At 54.0% G+C, this 24,422-nt stretch carries 25 protein-coding genes and 1 tRNA gene; 20 read left to right on the top strand and 6 right to left on the bottom strand.

The window, feature by feature from the left end; all coding sequences use genetic code 11:
* The 10 genes from AC1DUO_RS03275 (at position 1) to dkgB (ending at position 9,124) form a co-directional block, all read left to right on the top strand.
* The gene (locus AC1DUO_RS03275) at positions 1-444 is read left to right on the top strand and encodes an acyl-CoA thioesterase (protein ID WP_013574234.1); all 444 of its coding nucleotides are present in this window, start codon (positions 1-3) and stop codon (positions 442-444) included.
* A complete protein-coding gene (locus AC1DUO_RS03270; protein WP_013574235.1) occupies positions 441-1,046 on the top strand; it encodes a LolA family protein in 606 nt (201 codons plus the stop codon). The genes AC1DUO_RS03275 and AC1DUO_RS03270 overlap by 4 nt, the downstream gene beginning before the upstream one ends.
* Complete coding sequence (locus tag AC1DUO_RS03265) at positions 1,036-3,342, top strand: MMPL family transporter (RefSeq protein ID WP_477986486.1); 2,307 nt, start codon at positions 1,036-1,038, stop codon at positions 3,340-3,342. The genes AC1DUO_RS03270 and AC1DUO_RS03265 overlap by 11 nt, the downstream gene beginning before the upstream one ends.
* Positions 3,339-3,914: a DUF3261 domain-containing protein gene (locus tag AC1DUO_RS03260; RefSeq protein ID WP_449632196.1), complete on the top strand. Its 576-nt coding sequence runs from the start codon at positions 3,339-3,341 to the stop codon at positions 3,912-3,914. Before AC1DUO_RS03265 ends, AC1DUO_RS03260 begins: the two co-directional genes overlap by 4 nt.
* Before the next feature lies 1 nt (position 3,915).
* Positions 3,916-5,088, top strand: coding sequence for a beta-ketoacyl-[acyl-carrier-protein] synthase family protein (locus tag AC1DUO_RS03255; RefSeq protein ID WP_421588927.1), 1,173 nt, complete (start codon positions 3,916-3,918; stop codon positions 5,086-5,088).
* A complete protein-coding gene (locus AC1DUO_RS03250) occupies positions 5,085-5,564 on the top strand; it encodes a hotdog family protein (protein WP_449632197.1) in 480 nt (159 codons plus the stop codon). The genes AC1DUO_RS03255 and AC1DUO_RS03250 overlap by 4 nt, the downstream gene beginning before the upstream one ends.
* Complete coding sequence (locus AC1DUO_RS03245; protein WP_013574240.1) at positions 5,561-6,292, top strand: 3-ketoacyl-ACP reductase FabG2; 732 nt, start codon at positions 5,561-5,563, stop codon at positions 6,290-6,292. The genes AC1DUO_RS03250 and AC1DUO_RS03245 overlap by 4 nt, the downstream gene beginning before the upstream one ends.
* On the top strand, positions 6,289-7,518 hold the full coding sequence (locus AC1DUO_RS03240) for a beta-ketoacyl-ACP synthase (RefSeq protein ID WP_013574241.1): 1,230 nt from the start codon (positions 6,289-6,291) through the stop codon (positions 7,516-7,518). The genes AC1DUO_RS03245 and AC1DUO_RS03240 overlap by 4 nt, the downstream gene beginning before the upstream one ends.
* Before the next feature lie 2 nt (positions 7,519-7,520).
* Complete coding sequence (locus AC1DUO_RS03235) at positions 7,521-8,207, top strand: 4'-phosphopantetheinyl transferase superfamily protein (protein ID WP_477986482.1); 687 nt, start codon at positions 7,521-7,523, stop codon at positions 8,205-8,207.
* A 113-nt stretch (positions 8,208-8,320) separates the two neighbouring features.
* Positions 8,321-9,124 carry a 2,5-didehydrogluconate reductase DkgB gene (gene dkgB, locus AC1DUO_RS03230; RefSeq protein WP_013574243.1) on the top strand — a complete coding sequence of 268 codons (804 nt, stop codon included), beginning with the start codon at positions 8,321-8,323 and terminating at the stop codon, positions 9,122-9,124.
* Positions 9,125-9,164: 40 nt separating this feature from the next.
* Here dkgB and yafC read toward each other — a convergent pair whose 3' ends face one another.
* The gene (yafC, locus tag AC1DUO_RS03225) at positions 9,165-10,061 is read right to left on the bottom strand and encodes a DNA-binding transcriptional regulator YafC (RefSeq protein WP_013574244.1); all 897 of its coding nucleotides are present in this window, start codon (positions 10,059-10,061) and stop codon (positions 9,165-9,167) included.
* A 106-nt stretch (positions 10,062-10,167) separates the two neighbouring features.
* Between yafC and AC1DUO_RS03220 the strand changes: the two genes are divergently transcribed.
* Both AC1DUO_RS03220 and AC1DUO_RS03215 read left to right on the top strand, forming a co-directional pair.
* A complete protein-coding gene (locus AC1DUO_RS03220; protein WP_037036552.1) occupies positions 10,168-11,343 on the top strand; it encodes an MFS transporter in 1,176 nt (391 codons plus the stop codon).
* A 194-nt stretch (positions 11,344-11,537) separates the two neighbouring features.
* Entirely contained in the window at positions 11,538-12,338 is an 801-nt protein-coding gene (locus tag AC1DUO_RS03215; protein WP_013574246.1) for an endonuclease/exonuclease/phosphatase family protein, read from the top strand.
* A gap of 86 nt (positions 12,339-12,424) precedes the next feature.
* Here AC1DUO_RS03215 and mltD read toward each other — a convergent pair whose 3' ends face one another.
* Positions 12,425-13,813 (bottom strand): murein transglycosylase D, encoded by a 1,389-nt coding sequence (gene mltD / locus AC1DUO_RS03210; RefSeq protein WP_037036550.1) that lies wholly within the window; start codon positions 13,811-13,813, stop codon positions 12,425-12,427.
* Between the two features lie 69 nt (positions 13,814-13,882).
* On the bottom strand, positions 13,883-14,638 hold the full coding sequence (gene gloB, locus AC1DUO_RS03205; RefSeq protein WP_013574248.1) for a hydroxyacylglutathione hydrolase: 756 nt from the start codon (positions 14,636-14,638) through the stop codon (positions 13,883-13,885).
* A 43-nt stretch (positions 14,639-14,681) separates the two neighbouring features.
* Between gloB and AC1DUO_RS03200 the strand changes: the two genes are divergently transcribed.
* Entirely contained in the window at positions 14,682-15,407 is a 726-nt protein-coding gene (locus AC1DUO_RS03200; RefSeq protein ID WP_013574249.1) for a class I SAM-dependent methyltransferase, read from the top strand.
* A 60-nt stretch (positions 15,408-15,467) separates the two neighbouring features.
* Here the strand turns inward: AC1DUO_RS03200 and rnhA are convergent, their stop codons facing one another.
* Positions 15,468-15,935 carry a ribonuclease HI gene (rnhA, locus tag AC1DUO_RS03195; RefSeq protein WP_013574250.1) on the bottom strand — a complete coding sequence of 156 codons (468 nt, stop codon included), beginning with the start codon at positions 15,933-15,935 and terminating at the stop codon, positions 15,468-15,470.
* A gap of 260 nt (positions 15,936-16,195) precedes the next feature.
* Here rnhA and aguB point away from each other — a divergent pair, with 260 nt between their 5' ends.
* From aguB to AC1DUO_RS03175, 4 genes are all read left to right on the top strand, one after another.
* Positions 16,196-17,080 (top strand): N-carbamoylputrescine amidase, encoded by an 885-nt coding sequence (gene aguB / locus AC1DUO_RS03190; protein WP_013574251.1) that lies wholly within the window; start codon positions 16,196-16,198, stop codon positions 17,078-17,080.
* 3 nt (positions 17,081-17,083) lie between these two features.
* Positions 17,084-18,169: an agmatine deiminase gene (gene aguA, locus AC1DUO_RS03185; RefSeq protein ID WP_013574252.1), complete on the top strand. Its 1,086-nt coding sequence runs from the start codon at positions 17,084-17,086 to the stop codon at positions 18,167-18,169.
* Between the two features lie 81 nt (positions 18,170-18,250).
* Entirely contained in the window at positions 18,251-18,988 is a 738-nt protein-coding gene (gene dnaQ / locus AC1DUO_RS03180) for a DNA polymerase III subunit epsilon (protein ID WP_013574253.1), read from the top strand.
* 138 nt (positions 18,989-19,126) lie between these two features.
* Positions 19,127-19,203, top strand: a tRNA-Asp gene (locus tag AC1DUO_RS03175).
* A gap of 72 nt (positions 19,204-19,275) precedes the next feature.
* On the opposite strand, the gene AC1DUO_RS03170 is transcribed toward AC1DUO_RS03175, so the two are convergent.
* On the bottom strand, positions 19,276-20,778 hold the full coding sequence (locus AC1DUO_RS03170; RefSeq protein WP_013574254.1) for an NCS1 family nucleobase:cation symporter-1: 1,503 nt from the start codon (positions 20,776-20,778) through the stop codon (positions 19,276-19,278).
* 177 nt (positions 20,779-20,955) lie between these two features.
* On the opposite strand from AC1DUO_RS03170, the gene AC1DUO_RS03165 reads away from it, so the two are divergent.
* Genes AC1DUO_RS03165 through puuE form a run of 3 tightly spaced genes read left to right on the top strand, consistent with a single transcriptional unit; the run spans position 20,956 to position 23,379 of the window.
* Positions 20,956-21,690, top strand: a complete 735-nt coding sequence (locus AC1DUO_RS03165) for a GntR family transcriptional regulator (RefSeq protein WP_013574255.1) — start codon at positions 20,956-20,958, stop codon at positions 21,688-21,690.
* On the top strand, positions 21,690-22,448 hold the full coding sequence (locus tag AC1DUO_RS03160; protein WP_217243981.1) for an aspartate/glutamate racemase family protein: 759 nt from the start codon (positions 21,690-21,692) through the stop codon (positions 22,446-22,448). Before AC1DUO_RS03165 ends, AC1DUO_RS03160 begins: the two co-directional genes overlap by 1 nt.
* Positions 22,441-23,379, top strand: coding sequence for an allantoinase PuuE (gene puuE / locus AC1DUO_RS03155; RefSeq protein WP_112151331.1), 939 nt, complete (start codon positions 22,441-22,443; stop codon positions 23,377-23,379). The genes AC1DUO_RS03160 and puuE overlap by 8 nt, the downstream gene beginning before the upstream one ends.
* A 656-nt stretch (positions 23,380-24,035) precedes the next feature.
* Here the strand turns inward: puuE and hpxZ are convergent.
* Positions 24,036-24,419: an oxalurate catabolism protein HpxZ gene (hpxZ, locus tag AC1DUO_RS03150; protein ID WP_013574258.1), complete on the bottom strand. Its 384-nt coding sequence runs from the start codon at positions 24,417-24,419 to the stop codon at positions 24,036-24,038.
* Between the last annotated feature and the right edge of the window lie 3 nt (positions 24,420-24,422).

Below are 24,422 nucleotides of genomic sequence, written 5' to 3'. Positions count from 1 at the left end.
ATGACTTCCAAACTTGATCCGCGTTTTAACGATCCGCGATTTTCTACCCGCGTTGAAATCACGGTTCCTTTCCACGACGCAGATGCAATGGGCGTGGTCTGGCATGGCAACTATTTCCGTTATCTGGAAGTCGCGCGCGAGCAGTTACTCAAGCAATTTGATTACGGTTATCGTCAGATGCAAGCGTCAGGTTATGTCTGGCCGATTGTTGATACCCGCGTGAAATATATCGCGCCGCTGCTCTTTGAACAGCGTATTGCCGTTCATGCGCAGCTTGAGGAAATCGAAAACCGTTTGCGCATCGGCTATCAGATTTACGACATCGAAACCGGTAAACGCACAACGACAGGTTACACGTTACAGGTCGCGGTAGACGCTGCCACCAAAGAAATGTGTTTTGTCTCGCCGCAGGTTCTTTTTGATAAAACAGGAGTCAGCCTGTGAAAGCCTTTTTGCTATTTGTACTGACGGTTTTCAGCGTAACGGCAAACGCTGTTACGCTGGAAGAATTACAACAGCGCTTCAGTCAGGTGCCGGTACTCCGTGCTGAATTTGCGCAGCAAAGAACCATCAGCGGGATGGCGCAACCGCTCAATTCCAGCGGAAATCTGCTGATTGCCCGGCAACAAGGGCTGTGGTGGCAGCAGGAAAAACCGTTCAGCCTGACATTATTACTGACTGAAAACCGCATGGTGCAAATCATGGCGGGGCAGCAGCCACAGGTGGTCACGGCGGAGACGAATCCGCAAATGTTCCAGTTTAATTCCTTGCTCAGCGCGCTGTTCCACGCAGACCGCAAGGTGCTGGAAGAGAATTTTTCGCTTGATTTTACCGATCACGGTAAAGGCGCCTGGACGCTGATTCTGACGCCGAAGGTCTCGCCGCTAAACCGTCTGTTCCGCAGTATTACGCTCAATGGCGAAACCTTTCTGAACAATATCGATATTAATGACATGCAGGGCGACGCCACGCATATTCGTTTCTTCAATCAGAAAACGACGCCTGCCATGCTGACTGACGCAGAGAAACGCCATTTTGCATCCTGACCTTCATCGAAAACTGGCGCAAAGCTGGCTGCTGATTATCGTGCTACTGGTCGCAGCGTTGTTCTGGTTACTGCCACGCAGCCAGATTAACAGCAGCGTTCTGGCGCTGTTGCCGCAGCAGCAGGAAACGGATATTCCGCAGGCTTTTTCTGACGGCTTTACTCAGCGTCTGGATCGCCAGCTTATGTGGCTGGTCAGCCCGCCGCCGGGAGCGGGTATTCAGCCCGCTGCTGAGTGGCTGAAGCATTTGCAGGCGCTGCCTGAACTGAGTCAGGTACAGGGCTCGATGGACGCACAGCGTCAGCAGGAGTGGGGCACTTTCTTCTTCAAACATCGCAATGCGTTGCTCGATGACGCCACACGCCAGCGTCTGAAATCGGGCGCTGATGCGCAAAGTCAGTGGATCCTCGGCCAGATCTATTCGGCATTTTCAGGCGTCAGTGGCAAAGAGCTGGCAAACGATCCGTTATTGCTGGTTCGTGCCTCGCAGATGGCGCAACAGCAGAGCAGCGGCGGTATGACGCTGGATCAGGGCTGGCTGATGGTCCGTGATAAAAAGGGGCGTAGCTGGTACATGGTGCATGGCGAGCTGAAGGCGTCTTCTTATGACATCACGTCGGCTAAACAAACCGTAGCGGCTCTTGGTGCGGTGAAAGAAGCTTTTGAGGCGCGCTGGCCGGGTGCAAAAGTGCTTGAGCGTGGCACGATTTTCTACAGCAATTATGCCAGCCAGCAGGCTGAGCACGATCTTTCCACGATTGGTGCGGCGTCAGTAACTGGCGTGTTTGTGCTGATTTTACTGATGTTTCGTTCGGTCCTGCCGATGCTGCTCAGCTTACTATCAATCGCTATCGGCGCGCTGTCAGGCACGGTGTTTACCCTGTGGGTATTTGGTGAAATCCACGTGATGACATTGGTGCTGAGCACCAGCATTGTTGGTATTTCTGCCGATTACACGCTGTATTTCCTGACCGAACGGCGGGTGCATGGCGATTCCAGCACACCGCTGGAAAGTCTGAAAAAACTGTTCCCTGCGTTATCGGTGGCGCTGCTGACCACGGTGGTGGCCTATCTGATGTTGCTGATTGCGCCATTCCCCGGCTTGCGGCAGCTGGCAGTGTTTGCCGCCGCTGGGCTGAGTGCGGCCTGCATCACCGTGATGTGCTGGTATCCGTATTTGTCCAGGCGTTTGCCGACAGGGCCAGCGCCGGGGCTGACGCTGATCATGCGCTGGTTACTGGCCTGGCGTAGTCGCAAAGCTGTGCGCATTGGCCTGCCGTTACTGATTTTAGTGCTGGTGGTGGCAGGAATATCGCGGCTGAAAATCAATGATGACATTGCGGATTTGCAATCTCTTCCGGCTGGTTTGCAACTACAGGAACAGCAAATTGCCGCGCTGACCGGGCAGACGAACGATCAGAAATGGCTGGTGGTATACGGCGATAGCGCAGAGCAGACACTGCAACGTCTGGAAGCATTGCGGCCAAAGCTGGCGCAGGCCAAAGAGAAGGGGGTGATTGACGGATTCCGGGCGATCACTCTGCCTTCTCAGGCACAGCAGCAGCGGGATTTATCGCTGCTTCGCCAGCACGCACCGCAAATTATTGCACAATTGCAGCAGGCGGGGATCCCGGTGGCGAAGCCGGATCTCAGTGCGCAGACGGTTGATGTGCCGGAATGGCGCAACAGCGTGGTCAGTGAGGGCTGGCGTTTGTTGTGGCTGTCCCTGCCGGACGGGCGCAGCGCCGCACTGATCCCGGTGAATGGCGTTCATGACAGCGCAGCCATGGCGGCGCTGGCGGCATCCATGCCGGGGACCGGCTGGATCGATCGTAAAACTGAATTCAGCGAACTGTTTTCGCAATACCGTGTTTATCTGACCTGGCTACTGGCGCTCGCCGTTGCAGTCATTGCGGTCACTTATCTCTGGCGTTTTCGCCTGCCACACGGGCTTGTTTGCCTGGTTCCGACCTTACTTTCCCTTGGGATGGGCGTCGCTGCGCTGGGCTTCAGTGGCCATAATCTTAATTTGTTCTCCCTGCTGGCGCTGATTCTGGTGCTGGGGATCGGCATCAATTACACCCTGTTTTTCACCAATCCACGCGGCACGCCGACGACATCCATGTTTGCCATTTTTATGGCTGCGGTCACCACGTTGCTGACGTTCGGTATGCTGGTGTTCAGTTCCACGCAGGCGATCAGCAGTTTTGGCATCGTGCTGAGCTTTGGCATATTAACGGCATTTCTGTTGTCGCCACTGACCTTGCCAGCTAAAAAAAGAGGACGCAAAAAATGACCCGGCTTATGCTGCCAGCGCTGACACTTCTGATTTTTATGCTTGTCGGATGCGCGACAAATCCCCCTTCAGATACGCAGCCGCAAGCCTGGCTGAAACGCGGCGTGCAGGTGAAATTACCCGCGCCCACCCTGGATAAACCGGTCAGCCAGCAGCAGTTGCTGACGGCCACGGTGAAAGGTAAACAACAGTCTTTGCTGGTGCTGCTCAATGCGGATGGAAAGTCGTTACAGCTTGCCGGGCTTTCCCCTCTGGGGATCCGCCTGTTCAAAGTGGTCTACGATCAAACGGGGATCCACACCGAACAGGCCATGAAGATCGACGGTTTACCTCCAGCAAATCAAGTTCTGGCCGATATTATGCTGAGCTACTGGCCAGCGCAGCGCTGGCAGCCGCTGTTGCCGGCGGGCTGGAAACTGGACGATCAGCCGCTGCGCCGCACGTTACTGGATAACCAGGGCCATACGATCACCCGCATCGACTATCTGCCACAGGGCAGCGGACGTCAGCCGGTATCCATCACGCAGATGGCGTTCCACTACCAGATAACTATCCAGAATGTGGGTGACTAACATGATTTATTTTTCGGCCGTGGGCATGGTTAACGCGCTGGGAAACAGCAATGCGCAAATCGCTGCCAGCCTGACATCAGGTGCCGCGCCGGGAATGTCGTTGCAGGAAGGCTGGCTGACGGAAGAACGGCCGGTCTGGCTCGGCGCGGTGACCGGCGAACTGCCCGCGATCCCCGGCTCTCTGTCAGCGCACCGCAGCCGCAACAACCAGTTGTTGCTGGCTGCGCTGGCACAGATTGAGTCTCAGGTTCACGCGGCTGTCAGCCGGTACGGTAAAGATCGTGTCGCGGTCATTATGGGCACCAGTACCTCGGGCATTGCCGAAGGCGAAGAGGCGGTGCGCCATCTGCACCGGCATGGGCAATTTCCGTCGGGCTATGATTACCAGCAACAGGAACTGGGCGATCCTTCACTTTTTATGGCGGAGTTGCTGGATCTCTGTGGCCCGGCTTACACATTATCAACAGCCTGCTCATCCAGCGCGCGAGCGATTATCAGCGGGAAACGCCTGATTGACGCAGGGCTGGCCGACGCGGCGCTGGTGGGTGGCGCTGACAGCCTGTGCCGGATGCCGGTGAACGGCTTCAACAGCCTGGAATCTTTCTCCCGCGGACGCTGTACGCCGTTCGGGCAAGATCGTGATGGCATCAATATCGGTGAAGCCTCGGCGTTGATCCTGCTGACCCGTGAGCCCGCAGACGTCGCATTACTGGGGGCTGGCGAATCATCCGATGCGTGGCATATGTCTGCACCGCATCCGGAAGGCCTCGGCGCGGAACGGGCAATCCGCATGGCACTGGCGCAGGCCGGGCTGAGTGCGGCAGACGTGGGTTACATCAACGCACACGGTACCGCCACACCGCTCAATGATCAGGCAGAAGCCGCTGTCATACACCGGCTGTTTGGCAGCCAGACGCCGTGCAGTTCGACCAAGCATCTCACTGGCCATACGCTGGGCGCGGCGGGTGCGACAGAAGCGGCGCTGGGCTGGCTGATCCTGACGCAAAATCTTAACCTGCCGCCACAGGATTTCAGCGTGATGCCCCGTGATACCCGTCTGGCGGCGATCCGGCTGGTGGAAAAAGGCGAAACGCTGGCGAAACCCGTTATTCTCTCCAACTCGTTTGCCTTTGGCGGTAATAACGCCTGCATTGTGATCGGGAGGCCGTCATGAGTATGCTCAGCGCGGAGCATTATCTGCCGCATGAATCACCGATGGTTTTGCTGGATAAGGTACTTAGCGTCACAGAAGAGACCGCGCTGTGCAGCGTGGTGGTGTCCGAAAACAGCGTGCTGGCGCCGTTTCTCAATGTCCGTGGCGCGTTACCTGCGTGGTATGCCCTTGAGCTTATCGCGCAAACGGTCGGCGTCTGGAGCGGCTGGCACGGTGCACAAAGTAGCGAACCGCCTCAGGTTGGCATGTTGCTGGGCGGCAGGGCTTTGAAATGCAGCGTGCCGGAATTTGCGGCAGGCAGTGAATTATTCATCAGCGTCTCAATGGTGCTGCGCGATGAAAAACTCGCCAGCTTCGAAGGCGTGATCTGCATTAAACAAGAAAAAGACAACCTGCAGGTTGCAAAAGGACGGCTGAATACATACCAGCCAGACAAGGATGAACTTATTAAGTTAACTCAGGGGAAACAGGAATGATGCGTTCGGTATTAGTAACCGGTGCCAGCAAAGGGATCGGCAAAGCCATTGCCAGCCAGTTAGCCGGCGATGGTTTTTTGGTGGTCATTCACTACCACAGCGATAAAGCAGGGGCAGAAAGCACCCTGCAACAGATAACCGACAACGGCGGCAGCGGGCGAATTGTGCAGTTTGATATCAGCAACCGCCAGCAGTGCCGCGACGTTATTGAAGCCGATATTGAGGCGCACGGCGCGTACTACGGTGTGATTAATAATGCCGGGATTACCCGCGACGCGGCGTTTCCGGCACTGACCGACGAAGACTGGGACGGCGTGATCCACACCAATCTCGACAGTTTCTACAATGTTTTACAGCCCTGCGTGATGCCGATGATTGGGCTGCGTCAGGGCGGGCGTATAATCGCGCTTTCCTCGGTTTCCGGTATTACGGGCAACCGCGGACAGGTCAACTACAGCGCGGCGAAAGCCGGAATTATCGGTGCCTGTAAAGCGCTGTCGCTGGAACTGGCGAAACGCAAAATCACTGTTAACTGTATTGCGCCGGGGCTGATCGACACTGGCATGCTGGATATGGAAAAAACGGCACTCGATGCCGCAATGGGTATGATCCCGCTCAAACGTATGGGCCGGGCAGAAGAAGTTGCCGGACTGGCAAGCTATCTGATGTCAGATATCGCCGGTTATGTGACCCGCCAGGTGATTTCCATCAACGGAGGCATGGTATGAGCCAGCGCGTAGTCATTACCGGTATGAAAGGCATAACGGCGTTCGGCAACCATTGGGACGAGATTTCCACCCGCCTGCAACAGGGTAAAAACGCTGTCCGCCACATGGACGAATGGCTGATTTACCAGGGGCTGAATACGCATCTGGGTGCGCCGGTGGATGATTTTGTTATCCCGGCGCATTACACCCGCAAGCGCATCCGTTCGATGGGCCGCGTCTCCCTGCTGTCAACCCGTGCGGTTGAACTGGCGCTGGAGCAGGCCGGTTTACTGGAAGACCCGGTGCTGACTGACGGCGAAACCGGTATTGCCTTCGGATCATCCACTGGCAGCACGGGTCCGGTCAGCGAATTCGCTACCATGCTGACGGAAAAGCACACTAACAATATTACCGGTACGACTTACGTGCAGATGATGCCGCACACCACAGCGGTGAATGCAGGTTTGTTCTTTGGCCTGAAAGGACGGGTGATCCCAACCTCCAGCGCCTGCACCTCGGGCAGCCAGGCGATCGGTTATGCCTATGAAGCCATCAGACACGGTTACCAGACGGTGATGGTGGCAGGCGGCGCGGAAGAACTTTGCCCGTCAGAAGCTGCTGTGTTTGACACGCTGTTTGCCACCAGCCAGCAAAATGAGCATCCTGAACTGTCGCCGCGTCCGTTTGATACGCAGCGCGACGGACTGGTGATCGGCGAAGGTGCCGGGGCACTGATCCTCGAGTCACTGGAACATGCACAGGCGCGCGGTGCGAAAATTTACGCCGAGATCGTGGGTTTTGCCACTAACTGCGACGCGTCCCATATCACTCAGCCGCAGCAATCGACGATGCAGATTTGCATCGAAAAAGCGCTGAAAAATGCCGGTATACCTGCTTCTGAAATCGGTTATATCAGTGCACATGGCACGGCCACCGACCGCGGTGATATTGCCGAAAGCCACGCGACCGCTGCGGTGTTTGGCAATCAGACGCCAATCTCGTCACTGAAAAGCTACTTTGGTCATACACTCGGTGCCTGCGGTGCACTGGAAGCGTGGATGTCGCTGGAAATGATGCGCGAAGACCGGTTCGTGCCGACTATCAACCTGACGCAGCCGGATCCGCTTTGCGGCGAACTCGACTACGTAATGGGCGAATCACGTCATATTCAGACTGAATTTATCCAGTCGAATAACTTTGCATTCGGTGGAATTAATACCTCTTTAGTTTTCCGTCGCTGGCCGTAACGATGAATGTTGCGCGTGTCATTACTGCGTCGCTGGATGACAACTTTTCGTTGTCACGTTTGCCCGCAGAATGGCTCGAAAAAAGTGAAGGGATGAATCCTGCCCGCCGCCAGCAATGGTACGCGGGCAGGGCGCTTCTGGCCGAGGCCATGTCAGTTTTCAATGGCTGTGACAACTTACCCGCTCTGCAGATTTCCGCGCAGGGAAAACCGTCTTTTGCGGATGCTTCTCTGCCACATTTCTCCCTCAGCCACAGTAAAAATCATCTGCAACTGTTGTTATGTCCGGCGGGTGAAAGTGGCGGTGATGTGGAGCAAATCCGCCCGCGCCCACGTTATCTTAACGTGGCACGCGCCGCATTCAGTGATATCGAATGTCAGTGGCTGGTGGAACAGGCTTGCCCGCAAACGGCGTTCTGGCAGCTATGGTGTCTGCGTGAAGCGTGGCTGAAACAGCAGGGCGGCAGTGTGTGGCAGATGGACAGGCTTCGCCTGGATCCAGACAATCAGCAGTTTACTTCACAACTTGCCGCTGAAAGCCGGTTATGGTGCGCTGCGGATGAGTCCGTGATGCGCGCGCTGGCGTTGCCTGCCGGTGTCTCTGACGTTGATGAATATCGGTTTGATGCCGCGTCAGGCGGTTTTATCTGGCAGGTTTCACGGCACTGGACCCGTTTTTCCCTTTCCTGATTATTGCGCTCACATCAAAAGTCTTCTGGCAAAGCGGTCGTTTTTATCCATGAATGCGCAGTCCATACTCTCTCCAAGATTTATCTTCCTGAAACATTAAAAGAGAGAACAGTATGAGTATTCCTGCATTCGGTCTGGGCACATTCCGCCTGAAAGATGACGTGGTCAAAGCGTCCGTAGCCACCGCCGTGGAACTGGGCTATCGCGCCATCGATACCGCACAAATTTATGACAACGAAGCGGCTGTCGGCGATGCACTGGCTGAAAGCGGTGTCTCGCGTGAAGAGTTTTACATCACCACCAAAATCTGGATTGAAAACCTTGCGGCTGACAAAGTCATCGACAGCCTGAAAGACAGTCTGCGCAAACTGAAAACCGATTATGTCGATCTGACGCTGATCCACTGGCCGTCACCGAATCAGGCCGTCAGCGTGGCAGAAACAATGCATGCGCTCGTTGAGGCGAAGAAAATGGGCCTGACCCGTGAAATTGGTATTTCCAACTTTACCGTTGCACTGATGCAGGAAGCGATCGACGCGGTGGGCGCGGATCAGATTGCGACTAACCAGATTGAACTTTCACCGTTCCTGCAAAACCAGACCGTAGTCGATTTTGCCCGCCAGAACGGTATTGCCGTGACGTCTTACATGACGCTGGCTTACGGCGACGCGTTGAAAGATTCGACGATTATTGAGATTGCCGCCCGCCATAACGCAACACCTGCACAGATCGTTCTGGCCTGGGCATTGCAACTGGGTTACGCGGTGATCCCGTCATCGACCAAACGTGAAAACCTGCAAAGTAATCTGCTGGCGCAACAACTGACGCTGACAGATGCGGATATGCAGCAGATCGCTGCGCTTGAACGCAACGGGCGTCTGGTCAGCCCTGAAGGTCTGGCGCCTGCGTGGGATTGATCCACAACGCCTCCCCCTGCAAAGGGGGAGAAGCAGGCATTTAAGCTCTTCCAGCCCCAAGCTTCTCACTGAGAAAATCAATAAAACACCGGATACGTGTGCTGACGGTCTGATCGCTGTAATACACCGCGTGCAACGGCATGGCGATGCGCATAATGTCCGGCACCAGCAGTTTTACCAAATCACCCCGCGCCACATCTTCATCAGTCATAAAATCCGACAGACAGGCAATACCATTGCCCTGCAAACACAGCCTGCGCAGTGTTTCACCGCTTCCTGAACTGATAAATGGTGTGACCGTCAGTTGCTGACCGTCAGCGCACAGCAGCGGCCATTTATTCAGCGCAACCACTTCGTTAAAGCCCAGACAACGGTGTTTCAGTAAATCATCGGCGCTTTGCGGCGTTCCCCATTTTTTCAGGTAATCCGGCGAAGCCAGCACGCTGCGATAGCTCAGCATCAGTTTGCGCGCCCGCAGGCTGGAATCTTCCAGCTCACCGACGCGGATCGCCACATCCACTTTATGGTCGATCAGATTGATATTGCTCTCGGAGGAGAATAGTGCGAGCGACATCTTCGGGAAACGTTCAGTAAATTCGGCCACCAGCGGTGAAATGACATGCAAAATGACCGGGGTTGCGGCATCGATTCGCAACAGCCCCTGCGGATCGTCGCGGTTCTCCAGCAAATCATCTTCTGCAGCCGCCATCTCATGCAGGATTTTTTGTACCCGGACGAAATAGCGCTCGCCTTCGTGCGTCAGGCTGATCTGACGCGTGGTGCGGTTGAGCAGGGTGATCCCCAGCTTTTGTTCCAGACGTTTTAATGTCCGGCTGACCACTGAATTATCCTGACCCAGTTGTTCAGCGGCACGGCTGAAACTGCCACTTTCCACCACAGTCACAAACGTAATCAACTCTTCGGAACTGGCTCGCATTGTTGTTACTCCGGCATAAATAAATTGATACTTTGGTTATTTAAGTCATTTAAGCACAAGCTGATAATCGTCGCCATCAAATCGATATTCATGTGGAGTAAAGGTTATGCCGCTTGCACTATTAGCACTGACCATCAGTGCGTTTGCTATAGGAACAACAGAGTTTGTCATCGTCGGGCTGGTGCCGACTATCGCGCAGCAACTGGGGGTTTCGGTCCCGTCAGCCGGTTTGCTGGTGTCTATATACGCCCTCGGTGTGGCGATTGGCGCGCCGGTTCTGACGGCGCTGACCAGCCGCGTACCGCGCAAAGCGCTGCTGATTGGTTTGATGGTGTTGTTCACGCTGGGTAATCTGCTGGCGTGGCAGTCACCGAATTACAGCACGCTGGTGATGGCGCGTCTGCTGACCGGTCTGGCGCATGGCGTTTTCTTCTCTATTGGCTCGACGATCGCCACCAGTCTGGTGGCGAAAGAAAAAGCGGCTTCTGCGATTGCGCTGATGTTTGGCGGTCTGACCGTCGCGCTGGTGACCGGTGTGCCGCTCGGGACATTTATAGGTCAGCATTTTGGCTGGCGCGAAACCTTCCTCGCCGTGTCAGTTATTGGTGTCGTGGCGATTATTGCCAGCGCTATTCTGGTGCCCAATAACATCAAAAACAAACCTGCGTCACGCATTGTAGATCAGGTAAAAGTGCTGATGAATCCGCGACTGTTACTCATTTACGCCATTACCGCGCTGGGTTACGGTGGCGTATTCACTACCTTTACGTTCCTTGCTCCGATGATGCAGGAACAAGCCGGTTTCTCAGCCAGCATGGTGAGCTGGATCCTGCTGGCGTATGGCGTGTCGGTGGCCATCGGGAATATCTGGGGCGGCAAACTGGCTGACCGTCATGGCGCAGTCAAAGCGCTGACGATTATTTTTGCCGCACTCGCTGTGCTGCTCCTGATTTTCCAGTTCACTTCAGGTTTCGGTATTCCGGCGTTAATCACGCTGTTGGTGATGGGCATCTTTGCTTTCGGTAACGTACCGGGATTACAGGTTTATGTGGTGCAGAAAGCCGAAGAGGTGACGCCAAATGCGGTCGATGTTGCTTCCGGCCTGAACATTGCGGCCTTTAACGTCGGTATTGCCCTGGGGTCAGTGATTGGCGGGCAGGTGGTTTCCACCCTTGGCCTGGCGCAAACGCCATGGATTGGAGCGGTTATCGTCGCGGGTGCGCTGCTGCTTATCTGCCTGAGCGGCCATCTGGACCGAAAACCCAAAGCGGCGCTGGCCTGATTATCCTGTCATTCTGCGTCTGCACGGCTCGCCTCTGGCGGGCCGTTTTTATTTTTATGCTAGCCTATAGATGTGACCAGGTTGTATACCAATGTAAACAGATTTGGCCTGAGCGCTTGCGGGCGTATACTGAGCTTTCGCTGTGAGAATCTCTCTCATATAGCAACGATATAACGGGTAAACAGGCGATTAGCGTGCGGAAAAAAACATATGCAATGAGGTATGTCGCAGGTCAGCCCGCAGAGCAAATCTTTCCGGGAGTCCTCGCACATTTAGGACCAGATTTGCCGCCGGGTGCTGCACTGCCCAATTCGAATATTTTGCGCGTGATGGTGTGGAATATCTTCAAACAACAGCGGGCTGACTGGTTGTCAGTTCTGCGTGATTATGGCAAAGATGCGCAACTGGTCTTGCTTCAGGAAGCCCAGACAACCCCTGAACTGATCCGTTACGCGACCTCAAATTATCTGGCCGCCGATCAGGTGCCTGCCTTTATGCTGCCTCAGCACCCCTCTGGCGTGATGACACTCTCTGCGGCACATCCGGTTTATTGTTGCCCGCTGCGTGAGCGTGAGCCGCTTCTGAGGCTGTCTAAATCGGCTTTAGTTACGGTGTATCCGCTTGTAGATGGTCGTTTATTGATGGTGGTGAACATTCATGCGGTCAATTTCAGCATTGGCATCGACGTTTACAGCAAGCAGTTGGATCCGATTGGTGAGCAGATTGCTAATCACAAAGGGCCGGTGATCATGGCCGGGGATTTTAATGCGTGGAGCAAACAGCGTATCAATGCCTTGTTTGGCTTTGCGGGAAATATCCATCTGGAGGAAGTCCGTTTTCCTTCTGATTACCGCAAGCGGGCGTTCGGCAGACCGCTGGACTTCATTTTCTACCGGGATCTCAGCGTCACCAGCGCATCGGTGATGGAAACACGAGCCTCTGACCATAACCCGTTGCGGGTAGAATTTATGGCGGGAAAACCGCTGACGCAATAACGCTTAATTCGTCCGCTAAAAAACGCAGACATAAAAAAAGCACCCGGAATATTCAGGGTGCTTTTTTATTACCGGTACCTTTCGAATCAGGTATCAGGACTCATCTTGTTGCTGACGAACAACGTTAACTTGTTGCCCGGCTGCAGGTTGTCGGCATTGGTGTTCCAGCGCATCACATCCTTGATGTTGACGCCGTGACGCTTAGCAATGCTCGACAATGAATCACCTTTACGTACCTGATAAGTGATACTGCCGCCATTGGCACTGGTATTGCTGACGCTGTTATCCGCCACCTGCAGTGTTTGCCCAACTTTTAACGCGCCTGCTGAGCGCAAATTGTTCCAACGCTGTAAATCACGGGTCTTCACATTCAGCCGGGCTGCAATGCCAGACAAGCTGTCGCCGGAGCGAACCTTGTACTGTTTTGCACCTGACGGAGTGTTGCTGGCCAGTTTGGTTTCCTGTACTGCGGCAATATCGCCATCAGCCAGTGAATCTTTTAACTGGTCGGCATGCGCCTTCGGCAGAACAATGTAATGCGGGCCATTCGGCGCGGTTACATTTTTCTTGTAGCCAGTGTTAAACGACTTAAGCTTGGTCAGGGACATGCCCGCCATCTCAGCCGCCTGGGTCAGTTGCATCTGCTGTCCGACTTCAACACGCGCAAGAGCACGGTCTTCACTCGGTTTCGGCAGATTGATACCGTATTTCTTGCTGTGCTTGAGAATGTCGCTAAGGGCTAACATTTTCGGCACATAAATCGATGTTTCACGTGGCAGCGCCAGTGCCCAGAAATCCGTGGAACGGCCTCTGGCTTTGTTCGCTTTCACCGCTTGCATGACACGGCCTTCACCGCTGTTATACGCAGCAACGGTCAGTAACCAGTCGCCACCAAACATCTTGTTCAGACGTTGCATCATATCAAGCGCAGCAGTTGTCGAAGCCACAACATCACGGCGTCCGTCATACCACTGGTTTTGTTTCAAACCATAGTTTCGACCCGTCTGCGGCACAATTTGCCACAACCCTGCAGCGTTAGCTGATGAGGTTGCTTTGGGGTCAAAAGCGCTCTCCACTATGGGTAGCAGTACCAGTTCCATCGGCATATTACGTTTCTTAATCTGCTCGGTGATCCAGTACATGTACGGCTCTGCCCGTAATGTTACATCGTGGAGATAGCTCTTATTTTTTAAATATTTAACTCTTTGCTCGCGGATCCGGGGATTATCCGGAACCTTCATCTTCAGCTCGTCGCCTATGAAGTTCCACAGATTTTGTTGGGAGACGGTGTCGTTTCCATCCAACCATCCCCCAGAGGCCGCTCGGCCATCACCTGTGAACTGTCCTGCTTCTTCACTTTGACTTGCTGAAGACAAACTCTGTGCATGTTGTTCCGGTACCTTCACGCCCTGCCTGGACGCCTGGCAACCTGTGAGCAACATGGAGGCGATTATTAGGATCGCGTTTGCCTTCATGTGTGTGTCATAGTTGCTTAAAAGACGAGCGATAATACTTTGCTTCGGAAAAAAACACAACCTTTGGGTCTAGTAGCTATCCTTGAGTGCCCTTAAATAGGCAAAAACCTGCCAGTCAGGCTTTAAGGGATCGTTAAGGTTTAATTTGTTTTGTAAATCAACGTCATCGCATCGTAAAAAGAGGTTGATTTTACGCTCAAGACCGAGGGTTGAAGGCAGGGAAGATTGTCCCTTTTCACGCATTTGTTGCACTTTGTGCTCATGAGAAAGAATATCATCATCCTCCGGTAAAATAGAGCGCGCAAACTTAAGATTTGAAAGAGTGTACTCATGTGCTGCGCAGACTAATGTTTCGTCAGGCAACGCCGCTAACCGTTGAAACGACTGGTACATTTGCTCCGGCGTCCCTTCGAACAAACGACCACATCCGGCGGAAAACATCGTGTCTCCACAGAAAAGATAAGGCGCGCTATAGTATGAAATATGACCAAGCGTATGACCGGGCGTAGCAAAGATCTGCCATTCCAGACCGCCAATTACCCTTTTTTCACCATTTTTAAGACTAGTCTGACTAAATTTATTCTCAGTTTCGTGAGGTCCGTATACTTTTAGACCCGGAAAATGGCTCGAAATCTCATCAACGCCCCCCACATGATCGTGATGATGATGTGTCAGAAGGATGGCTGTCGGGGTTAAATTGGCCTTTTTCAACGCGGCCAAAACTGGCGCTGCTTCGCCGGGATCGACGATCAGGCAATGCCCCTGCTGGTCATCGAGCATCCAAATGTAATTGTCCTGCAACGCCGGAATACTGATAAGATTCATGGCAACCTCTCTTTGGCAACTGCTTGAAAGAAGATAATAAACTATGCGACCAGCCCGCATCCGCAAGACCATTGTTGCTCCGGCTTCCTGGGATGAGATCCCGTGCGGCGGCTACTACCGTGCCGCGCTTGAGCAACAACTGCAACCCTGGTGGGGGAAACTTTACGGTTTCCACCTGCTGAAAATCGGCGCATTAAGTGCCGAAATCGACGCCCGGGCATGCCCGATCTCGCATCAGGTAAACTTTGCCCAGGAAGGCGAGGGGCTGCATGTTCGGGGTGATCCGTACCATTTACCTTTCGCAGCAAAATCAGTGGATGCCTGCCTGCTCAGCCATACGCTGGCCTACGCGGATGACCCGCACCGCATTCTGCGCGAAGTGGACCGCGTGCTGATTGATGATGGCTGGATGGTGCTCAGTAGCTTTAATCCGCTCAGCCTGCTGGGCATTGGCAAACTGATGCCGCTTTTTCGCAAACGTCAGCCGTACAGCAGCCGCTTGTTTACCCAAATGCGTCTGCTCGACTGGCTGTCGTTGCTTAATTATGAAGTGATGGTGCACCGGCGTTTTCACGTGCTGCCGTGGAAAAAGAATGGCGGAAAATTGCTGAGTACGCACCTTCCCGCGCTGGGGTGCATGACGCTGATTATTGCCCGTAAACGGACTTTCCCGCTGACGCCAACCGCGAAAAAAGTTCTTGCGCAGAAACAGAAAATACCGCAGGCGGTGGGCGCAACGAAGAGTTACCGGAAGGAGCATCGGGACTGAAGTCTTGCACCTTCCCCTTTCACAAGGGGAAGGTTGGGATGGGCTGTGGGGCCTGCGGAATTAATTCTCCGCCTGATAGCCTAAATCGTCCAGCGTCGGATTCCCTGCGGCTTCTTTCGCCAGCACATCACAGCGTTCATTTTCAGGGTGTCCGGCATGGCCTTTCACCCACATCCAGTTCAGTTCATGCGTCTGGATCGCGGCATCAAGACGCTTCCACAAATCGACGTTTTTCACCGGTTTTTTATCGGCAGTTTTCCAGCCACGTTTTTTCCAGTTGTGGATCCACAATGTGATCCCCTGACGAACATACTGGCTGTCGGTGCTCAGCGTCACTTCGCATGGTGTGCTCAGAGCTTCAAGCGCCACAATCGCCGCCATCATTTCCATGCGGTTATTGGTGGTCAGACGAAAACCCGCGCTGAACTCTTTTTCGTGTTGCTTATAGCGTAAAATCGCGCCGAAACCGCCGGGGCCGGGATTACCCAGGCAGGAGCCGTCGGTGAAAATTTCTACCTGTTTGGTCATATCTGGCAGGCTCTTTCATCAAATGTAAAAACCAAGTCTGACATAAACCGCCGTGCCGGGCACAGCAATATCTTGAGGTGTAACTGTCTGAAAGCGGGGGGATGTAACAGGTTGCCCGGGCATTCATCACTCTTTTGGCTGGAGAGCGCTGTCTTTTGCAATATAATAGGAAAATGCAGAGTGCCAGTTCAAAACTCTGAGCGAGTTGAGCCTTTCATGGTTTTTTCACTGCCAATTTTTCAATGCTTTAAGGATGTCTGATGAGAAATGTAACGGTTTCTGCAACACAAATGAGCTGCAGCTGGGATCTGGAAAATAATATTGTTAACGCCGAAAAGCTGGTTCGCCAGGCACATGCCAAAGGCGCGCAAGTTATTCTGATTCAGGAACTTTTTGCTGCACCTTACTTCTGTATTGATCAGAGCCCTGAGCATTACAGCCTGGCACAGGAGCTGGACAACAGCGCGCTTATCCGCCATTTCTCTGCGCTGGCGAAAGAACTGGAAGTGGTGCTTCCTCTGAGCTTCTTTGAGAAGTGCAATAACGCCTATTATAACTCGCTGGTCATGATTGATGCTGACGGCAGTGTGCTGGATGTCTATCGCAAAACTCACATTCCGAACGGCCCGGCCTATCAGGAAAAACAATTCTTCATTCCTGGTGATACCGGCTTCAAAGTGTGGAATACCCGTTACGCGAAAATCGGCGTGGGTATCTGCTGGGATCAGTGGTTCCCGGAAACTGCCCGCTGTCTGGCATTACAGGGCGCGGAAATTATCTTCTATCCGACAGCGATTGGTTCCGAACCGGCCTATCCGGAAATTGACAGCCAGCCACACTGGACCCGTGTTCAGCAGGGCCACGCTGCGGCAAATCTGGTGCCGGTGATCGCCTCAAACCGCATTGGTACTGAAAAAAGCAAATTCATTCCTGATTATGAAATGACCTTCTACGGTTCTTCCTTCATTGCTGATCAGACCGGTGCGCTGGTTGAGCAGGCCAACAAAACGGAAGAAGCCGTGCTGGTTCATACCTTTGATCTGGATGCTATCGCTGCACAGCGTGCATCCTGGGGTCTGTTCCGCGACCGCCGTCCTGAAATGTATGGCGCAATCGCGACGTCCGACGGTTCAACAAGGAAATAACTGATGTCTTCTATTGATATCAATCCTCAGGCTGAAGGTTTTGCGATGCCCGCTGAATGGGCTGCGCAGCAGGCTGTCTGGATGATCTGGCCTTATCGCACCGATAACTGGCGCTCTAACGGGCGTCCGGCCCAGTTGGCTTTTGCTAACGTAGCGGCAGCGATTGCGACCAAAACGCCGGTATTTATGGCGGTTCCGGCAGCAGAAATGGCAAATGCACGCGAAGTGATGCCAGCACAAATTACGCTGGTGGAAATGGAAAGCGATGATGCGTGGATGCGTGATACCGGCCCGACCATTGTGGTCAATCCGCAAGGTGAACGTCTGGCAATTGACTGGACATTCAACGCATGGGGCGGCTTGCACGGTGGCCTTTACTCAAGCTGGGAGCGTGATCAGCGGGTGGCGCGTCAGGTGGCGAACTATCATCACATTCCTTATGTTTCAACGGATCTGGTACTGGAAGGTGGCTCCATTCATGTTGATGGTGAAGGCACTTTGCTGACCACCGCTGAATGTTTGCTCAATCCTAACCGCAATCCTGATTTGTCGAAGGCAGAGATTGAGGCGAAATTGCGGGAACTCCTCGGTGTTAAGCAATTCATCTGGCTGGAAGACGGCGTATTTAACGACGAAACAGACGGTCACATTGATAACATGTGCTGCTTCGTGCGTCCGGGAGAAGTTGCATTGCACTGGACTGACGATCAGCAGGACCCGCAGTACGCGCGTTCGGCGGCAGCGTTGAAAGTGCTGGAAGCGGCGAAAGATGCCAAAGGGCGCAGCCTGAAAATCTGGAAAATGCCCTCACCTCCGGTTATGCATGCCACTGCGGAAGAAACGATCGGGGTGTTGCCGGGCACAGCCATTGAGCGTGTGGAAGGTAACCGTCTGGCGGCGTCTTACGTCAATTACCTGATCAGCAACAACCACATTATCTTCCCGCTGCTCGACGCTAAAACGGATAAGCAAGCTGAGAAGTTGCTGGGTGAAATGTATCCTGAGTACAAAATCACGGGTATTCCTGCCCGTGAAATTCTGCTGGGTGGTGGTAACATCCACTGCATTACACAGCAAATCCCTGCGTAAGAAAAAGTGCCCGGCGCGTCACCCTGTCTCGCGCCGGGCAGATCGTTTCTGTAATTGACTGTCAGCGTTGGATAATGAGCCATGGATTTACAAAACACCTCTAACAGGATCGTCGTTCTCGATACCGAAACCACCGGTATGAATAAACTCGGCGTCCATTATGAAGGGCACCGGATTATCGAAATCGGTGCTGTTGAAGTGGTTAACCGCCGCCTGACAGGGCGCAATTTCCATGTTTATCTCAAACCCGATCGTCTGGTGGATCCGGAAGCCTTTGGCGTTCACGGTATCAGCGATGAATTCCTCGCTGATAAACCGACGTTTGCCGACGTGGCCGACGACTTCATTGAATACATTCGCGGCGGCGAATTAGTCATTCATAACGCGACGTTCGACATCGGCTTTATGGATTACGAGTTCGACATGCTCGGCCGTAATCTGCCGAAAACCGAGACGTTCTGCAAAATTACCGACAGCCTGGCCATGGCGCGCAAGCTGTTCCCGGGCAAGCGTAACAACCTCGATGCGCTGAGCGATCGCTACCTGATCGACAACAGCAAGCGTACGCTCCATGGCGCGTTGCTTGACTCCGAGATTCTTGCCGAAGTCTATCTGATGATGACCGGCGGCCAGACCAGCATTAAATTCACCCACGAAGGCGAGCAAAATACTGGCGCTGACGGCTTGGGGATCCAGCGTGTTGCGCGGCCAGCCTCCGGGTTAAAAGTCATCGCCGCCACTGATCAGGAACTGGCGTGGCATGAAGAGCGTTTAGATTTAGTGGTGAAAAAGGGCGGTAGCTGTTTGTGGCGTTCGTAAGCCGTTTTTCTGACTTTTGGATTGAAATTGTCCAGCCTGCGGAAAAACTGTGCGGTTGATTGAAAATATCAGGAAAAGCATTGACGTAACGGCGGCCATTCCTTAATATCCGCTCCGTTCTTAACCAGAACACAACGCGGAGCGGTAGTTCAGTTGGTTAGAATACCTGCCTGTCACGCAGGGGGTCGCGGGTTCGAGCCCCGTCCGTTCCGCCACTATTCAGAAGCCCTGAGTGAGAAATCACTCAGGGCTTCGTCGTTTCAGCCGTCCTGGCTATTTCCTTCCTGTTATTCCGCTTCGGTTTTCATATAGCCAATTGCACCGCTGGTCGCACGATCATGACGGGCGATGTAACGATAGAAACCGCCAGCCAGGAAGGCACCAATAAACCAGCTGAAGTTCGCTACCTGATGCAGGCTCGGCGTAAAGCTTATCACCAGACCAATCACCACCGCCGGCACCAGCGCGGCAATCGCTTTCGGGTTGAACCCGTTGCGGTACCAGTAACGGCCGGAAGGCGTGGCGTTAAACAGCGCATCCACATCCATATGACCGCGTTTAATCAGGTAATAATCCGCCAGTAAAATCCCGAACAGTGGCCCGATAAAGGATCCCAGCACGTCCAGCGTATAGTGGATAATTTCCGGTGACTGGAACAGGTTCCACGGTGTCAGCAGAACAGAACCGACTGCGGCGATCATCCCGCCGGTACGGAAACTGATTTTCTGCGGAGAACAGTTAGAGAAGTCGAACGCAGGAGACACGAAGTTCGCCACGATATTGATACCGATGGTCGCGATGATCATGGTCAGCAGGCCGAGCGCCACAGCCACGCTGTTACCCACACGGCTGACGGTTTCGATAGGATCGGTGATCATCTGCCCGAACAGTGATTGTGTCCCTGAAACGATCACTACGGTCACAATCGAGAACAGCAGGAAGTTAAACGGCAGGCCCCAGCGGTTACCACGACGGATTTCGCCCATGCTTTTCCCGTAACGTGAGAAGTCGCCGAAGTTCAGCAGCGGACCGGAGAAGTAAGACACTACCAGCGCCGTGGCGGTCAGCATTTCCCAGCCTTGCTGGCCGACCGTCAGGGTTTTGGTGGATAACGTAAAGGAGATATTGCTCAGCCCGGTTTTATACAAAATCCAGCCCGCCAGCATCAGCATAACGACATATACCGCCGGACCCGCCACATCGATAAAACGCTTAATCGCGCTCATCCCGTGCCAGAACACCATCGCCTGCAACACCCACATAATGCCGAAACACACCCATCCCAGCGCCGACAATCCCAGCCAGTGCGGAAGGGTCATAGGTGTCAGCGATGGGAAGAATTTGAGCAGCACCAGCATTAACGCATTAGCCGCCAGATAGGTCTGAATGCCGTACCAGGCGAAAGCGATCAGCCCGCGGATCACTGCCGGTATATTCGCCCCGAATACGCCAAATGCCTGACGGCAAATGACCGCGTAAGGCACACCGGCCTGCTGGCTCGGTTTCGCCACCAGGTTGGCACAAATCTGCACGATACAAATCCCGCACAACAAACACAGCAGAACCTGCCAGCTGGTCAGGCCGAGCGTAAAGAAGCTCGCGGCCACCACATAGCCGCCCATACTGTGCACATCGGACATCCAGAAAGAAAATATGTTGTACCAGCTCCAGTTTTGGTCACGGGTGGGCGCTAAATCATCGTTACACAGCTTCGGGCTGTAATAAGGTTTGATGATCCCGGCGCTCTGTTCTGATGACGCCGTGGCGGAGGTGATTTCCTGATTTGGCATAAATCGTGCTCCTGTCATAAACAACATGTGAAAGTCGGAAGCCGGATGCCGGCTGCCAAAAGTTAAAAAGCAGTCACAGGAGCACTGCATGAATCAGGCCAAATTTCATTTTTTGTATACAAAAATTAACTTTTATGTATACGATTAAATTCTCGAACGGTATACGGAGTAACGGCAATGACCAGTTGGAACGGGCTTAATACGGCCTATTTTACCGAGGATAAGGACGACCATATTTATAACGCGCTGGTGAAATCTATTGTGGAACACCAGCTTTTGCCGGGCAGTAAATTGCCGGAAGAAGCGCTGGCTGAGGTGTTTTCAGTCAGCCGCACGGGGATTCGCCGCGTCCTGCAGCGCCTTGCCGCAGTGCAACTGGTGACGTTATTGCCCAAGCGTGGTGCGCATGTCACCACGCCGGACGCTGAAGAATCGCGCGATGTCTTCGCAACCCGTAAAATCCTGGAGTGCGCCAACCTGCCGCTGGTGATTGCGCATTGCCAGTCGCCACATCTGGTGGCGCTGAAAAAACTGGTGCAGGAAGAAAAGCGCGCGCACGATGAACGTGACGGTGCCGCTGCGATCCGCCTTTCCGCCGCCTTCCATGTTCAGCTTCAGGCTATTTCCGGCAATAAAGTGCTGACTGAATCTGTCTCGCAACTGACCCTGCGTTCCTCGCTGGCGATTGCTGCCTGGGGCGCACCGTGGCAACAGGGCTGCCGTTGCCATGATCATGACGACCTTATTGAGTTGCTGAAAAAGCGCGACGTCGCCGGGCTGACGGCAAGCATGGCGCATCATTTCGACACCATCGTCGCCAGTCTGCGTTTTGAGCAACATAACGGGCAGACCCCCGATTTTGCGCAGATATTTGCGGTTCAGAAGCCGGTTGCAGGTAAGGAGCCAGGCTGATGGTCAAATCACTTTGTATACAACTGATCAATCCGAACACCAGCCAGGCGATGACCGAAGTGATGGCGCAAACTGCCCGCTCGGTTGCGGGGATGGATACACAAATTCTGGCCGTTTGCCCTGAAGAAGGTGCGCCGTCAATTGAAGGCCACTTCGATGAAGCGATTGCCACGTTGGGCGTGTTGCAGCAGATAAAAGCCGGGCGCGATGCCGGTGTCGACGGCCATATTATTGCCTGTTTCGGTGACCCCGGATTACTGGCTGCCCGCGAGCTGGCGCATGCGCCGGTTATCGGTATTGCGGAAGCGGCAATGCATCTGGCGACGATGCTGGCGACGCGATTTTCTATCGTGACGACCTTGCCGCGCACACTGACGATCGCCCGGCATTTACTGCATCAGTACGGGTTCGAACGCCATTGCGCGGCCTTGCACGCCATCGATCTGCCGGTGTTATCACTGGAAGACGGCAGCGGGCTGGCGCAGGAAAAAGTGCGCGAGCAGTGTATCGCGGCGAAAAAATCTGACGGCAGCGGGGCGATCGTGCTCGGTTGTGGCGGAATGGCCGATCTGGCGCAGGAACTGACGCGCGAGCTGCATATACCGGTGATCGATGGCGTCAGCGCGGCGGTCAAAATGGTCGAGTCACTGGCGGCTCTTCGCCTGACGACCAGTAAACACGGTGATCTGGATTATCCGCTGGAAAAACCCTTGTCTGGCCGTTTTGCCGGGCTGAATCTGAGAGAACACTATGTCTGATACTGAATACGGTTTTACTGATGCTTACCCGCGCGACTTAATCGGTTACGCCGGACGCCCGCCCCACGCTAACTGGCCGGGCAACGCGCGCATTGCGGTACAGTTTGTCCTCAATTATGAAGAGGGCGCAGAGAATAACGTTCTGCATGGTGATGCCGGTTCTGAACAATTTTTATCGGACATTATCGGTGCCGCCAGTTTCCCCGACCGCCACATGTCGATGGATTCGCTGTACGAATACGGTTCGCGTGCGGGTTTCTGGCGCATCCACAATGAGTTTCAGAAACGCGGCTTACCGCTGACCGTTTTCGGCGTGGCGATGGCACTGGCTCGCAATCCGGAAATCGTCAGTGCGATCAAAGCAGCGGATTACGATGTTGTCAGCCACGGCTGGCGCTGGATCCATTATCAGGACATGAGCAAAACCGAAGAGGCGGAGCACATGCAAAAAGCCATCACCGTGCTGCGTGACCTGTTCGGCAAAGCGCCGTCCGGCTGGTATACCGGACGCGACAGCCCGAACACCCGTCAGCTGGTGGTGGAATCGGGCGGGTTGCAGTATGACAGCGATTATTATGGCGATGACCTGCCGTTCTGGACGCCGGTAAAACTGGAAAATGGCGAAACCAGGCAGCATCTGGTCATCCCTTACACGCTGGAAACCAACGACATGCGGTTTGCCTCTCCGCAGGGTTTCAACACCGGCGAACAGTTTTATACCTACCTGAAAGACACATTTGACGTGTTGTACGCCGAGGGTGAAACCTCACCGAAAATGATGTCGATTGGGATGCATTGTCGGATCCTGGGACGCCCGGGGAGATTTCGCGCTTTACAGCGGTTTCTCGATTACGTCGAATCGCATGATCGCGTGTGGGTGTGTAAGCGGCAGGACATTGCCGACCATTGGGTTAAACATTTCGGTGTTTAATCTCGAAATTCAAATTCAAATTCAAATTCAAATTCAAAACCTTGGGCTCGCCGCCCAAACTGGCCTTAAGGGGCGCCTATCGCCGCACCCCTTAAGAATCCCAGGCTCTTTCACTGCGCGCTCTGCTCGTTGGCTATGTTTCATAAGCCATAGTGATAGCCGCAAAATCCCGCCGCTCCGCGGTGCCCTCCGTTCGGGTTACAACCCGCGCAAAAAGACGCGCGGTTTTCCACCTCTCCTCCGGCGCGATTTTGGAACCGGCCTCAGGCTTCAACTTCACAACCTCACTATATTTTTTTAAAAAGCCCACGGGCGATTCAGAAATCTTGCTGAACGGAGCGGCTTCGAGACCTATGGCTCGAAGACCGAGAGAAGGAACCGCAGAGCGGCAAGATTTCCAGCCTGTCATGGTGGTAACTGGAACATAGCCAGCGAGCGAAGCGCGTGTTGTAACAGCGAGGGGAAATCCAAAAGGGGAAAAGCACTTTCCCCTTTTGGGCGGTTTCGGCGCAGCGCGATAAGTGATCGCTGTTATTGAGAAACCGAAATTATCACCGTTCAGATTTCCCCTCGGTGGGAACCGAAATTGTCACCGTCCATTCCTGGAAAAGAACAGTTTCCTCAGCTTTCCAAAGCTGAACCGCCCATTGGTTCGGTCAAACCATCAGACTCACATGCGCCGCCACAATCTTCCATCCACTCGCCATCTTCACCCACGTTTGCTGCTGACGACCAATCTTGTCGCTGCCTTCCCGGCGGAATTCTGTGCTGGCGACCGCCATGTCATCGCCAAACGTGGTGATAGTCGTGTTGACCAGTTCCCGGTCTAACCCTTGTGACGATCGCGCTGTGCGGAATGCGCGGATGGCGTCAATGCCATAAAGATTCTCTCCCGCGCCATAGCGCACGGTACGCGGGTCGTGCCAGAACAGTTCGTCGAGTACGGCGGTATCGTTGGTGATCAGCGCCTGTTCATAGCGATAAAACGCCGCATTCATTTCGGCGAGGATCGCCGGGCGGTCGATATGTTCAGTTTTCATAGT

The organism is Rahnella sp. P4_A8, assembly GCF_056402435.1.
Note: the sequence above shows the minus strand (reverse complement) of the source record. Positions and strands in the feature narration are given on the sequence as shown.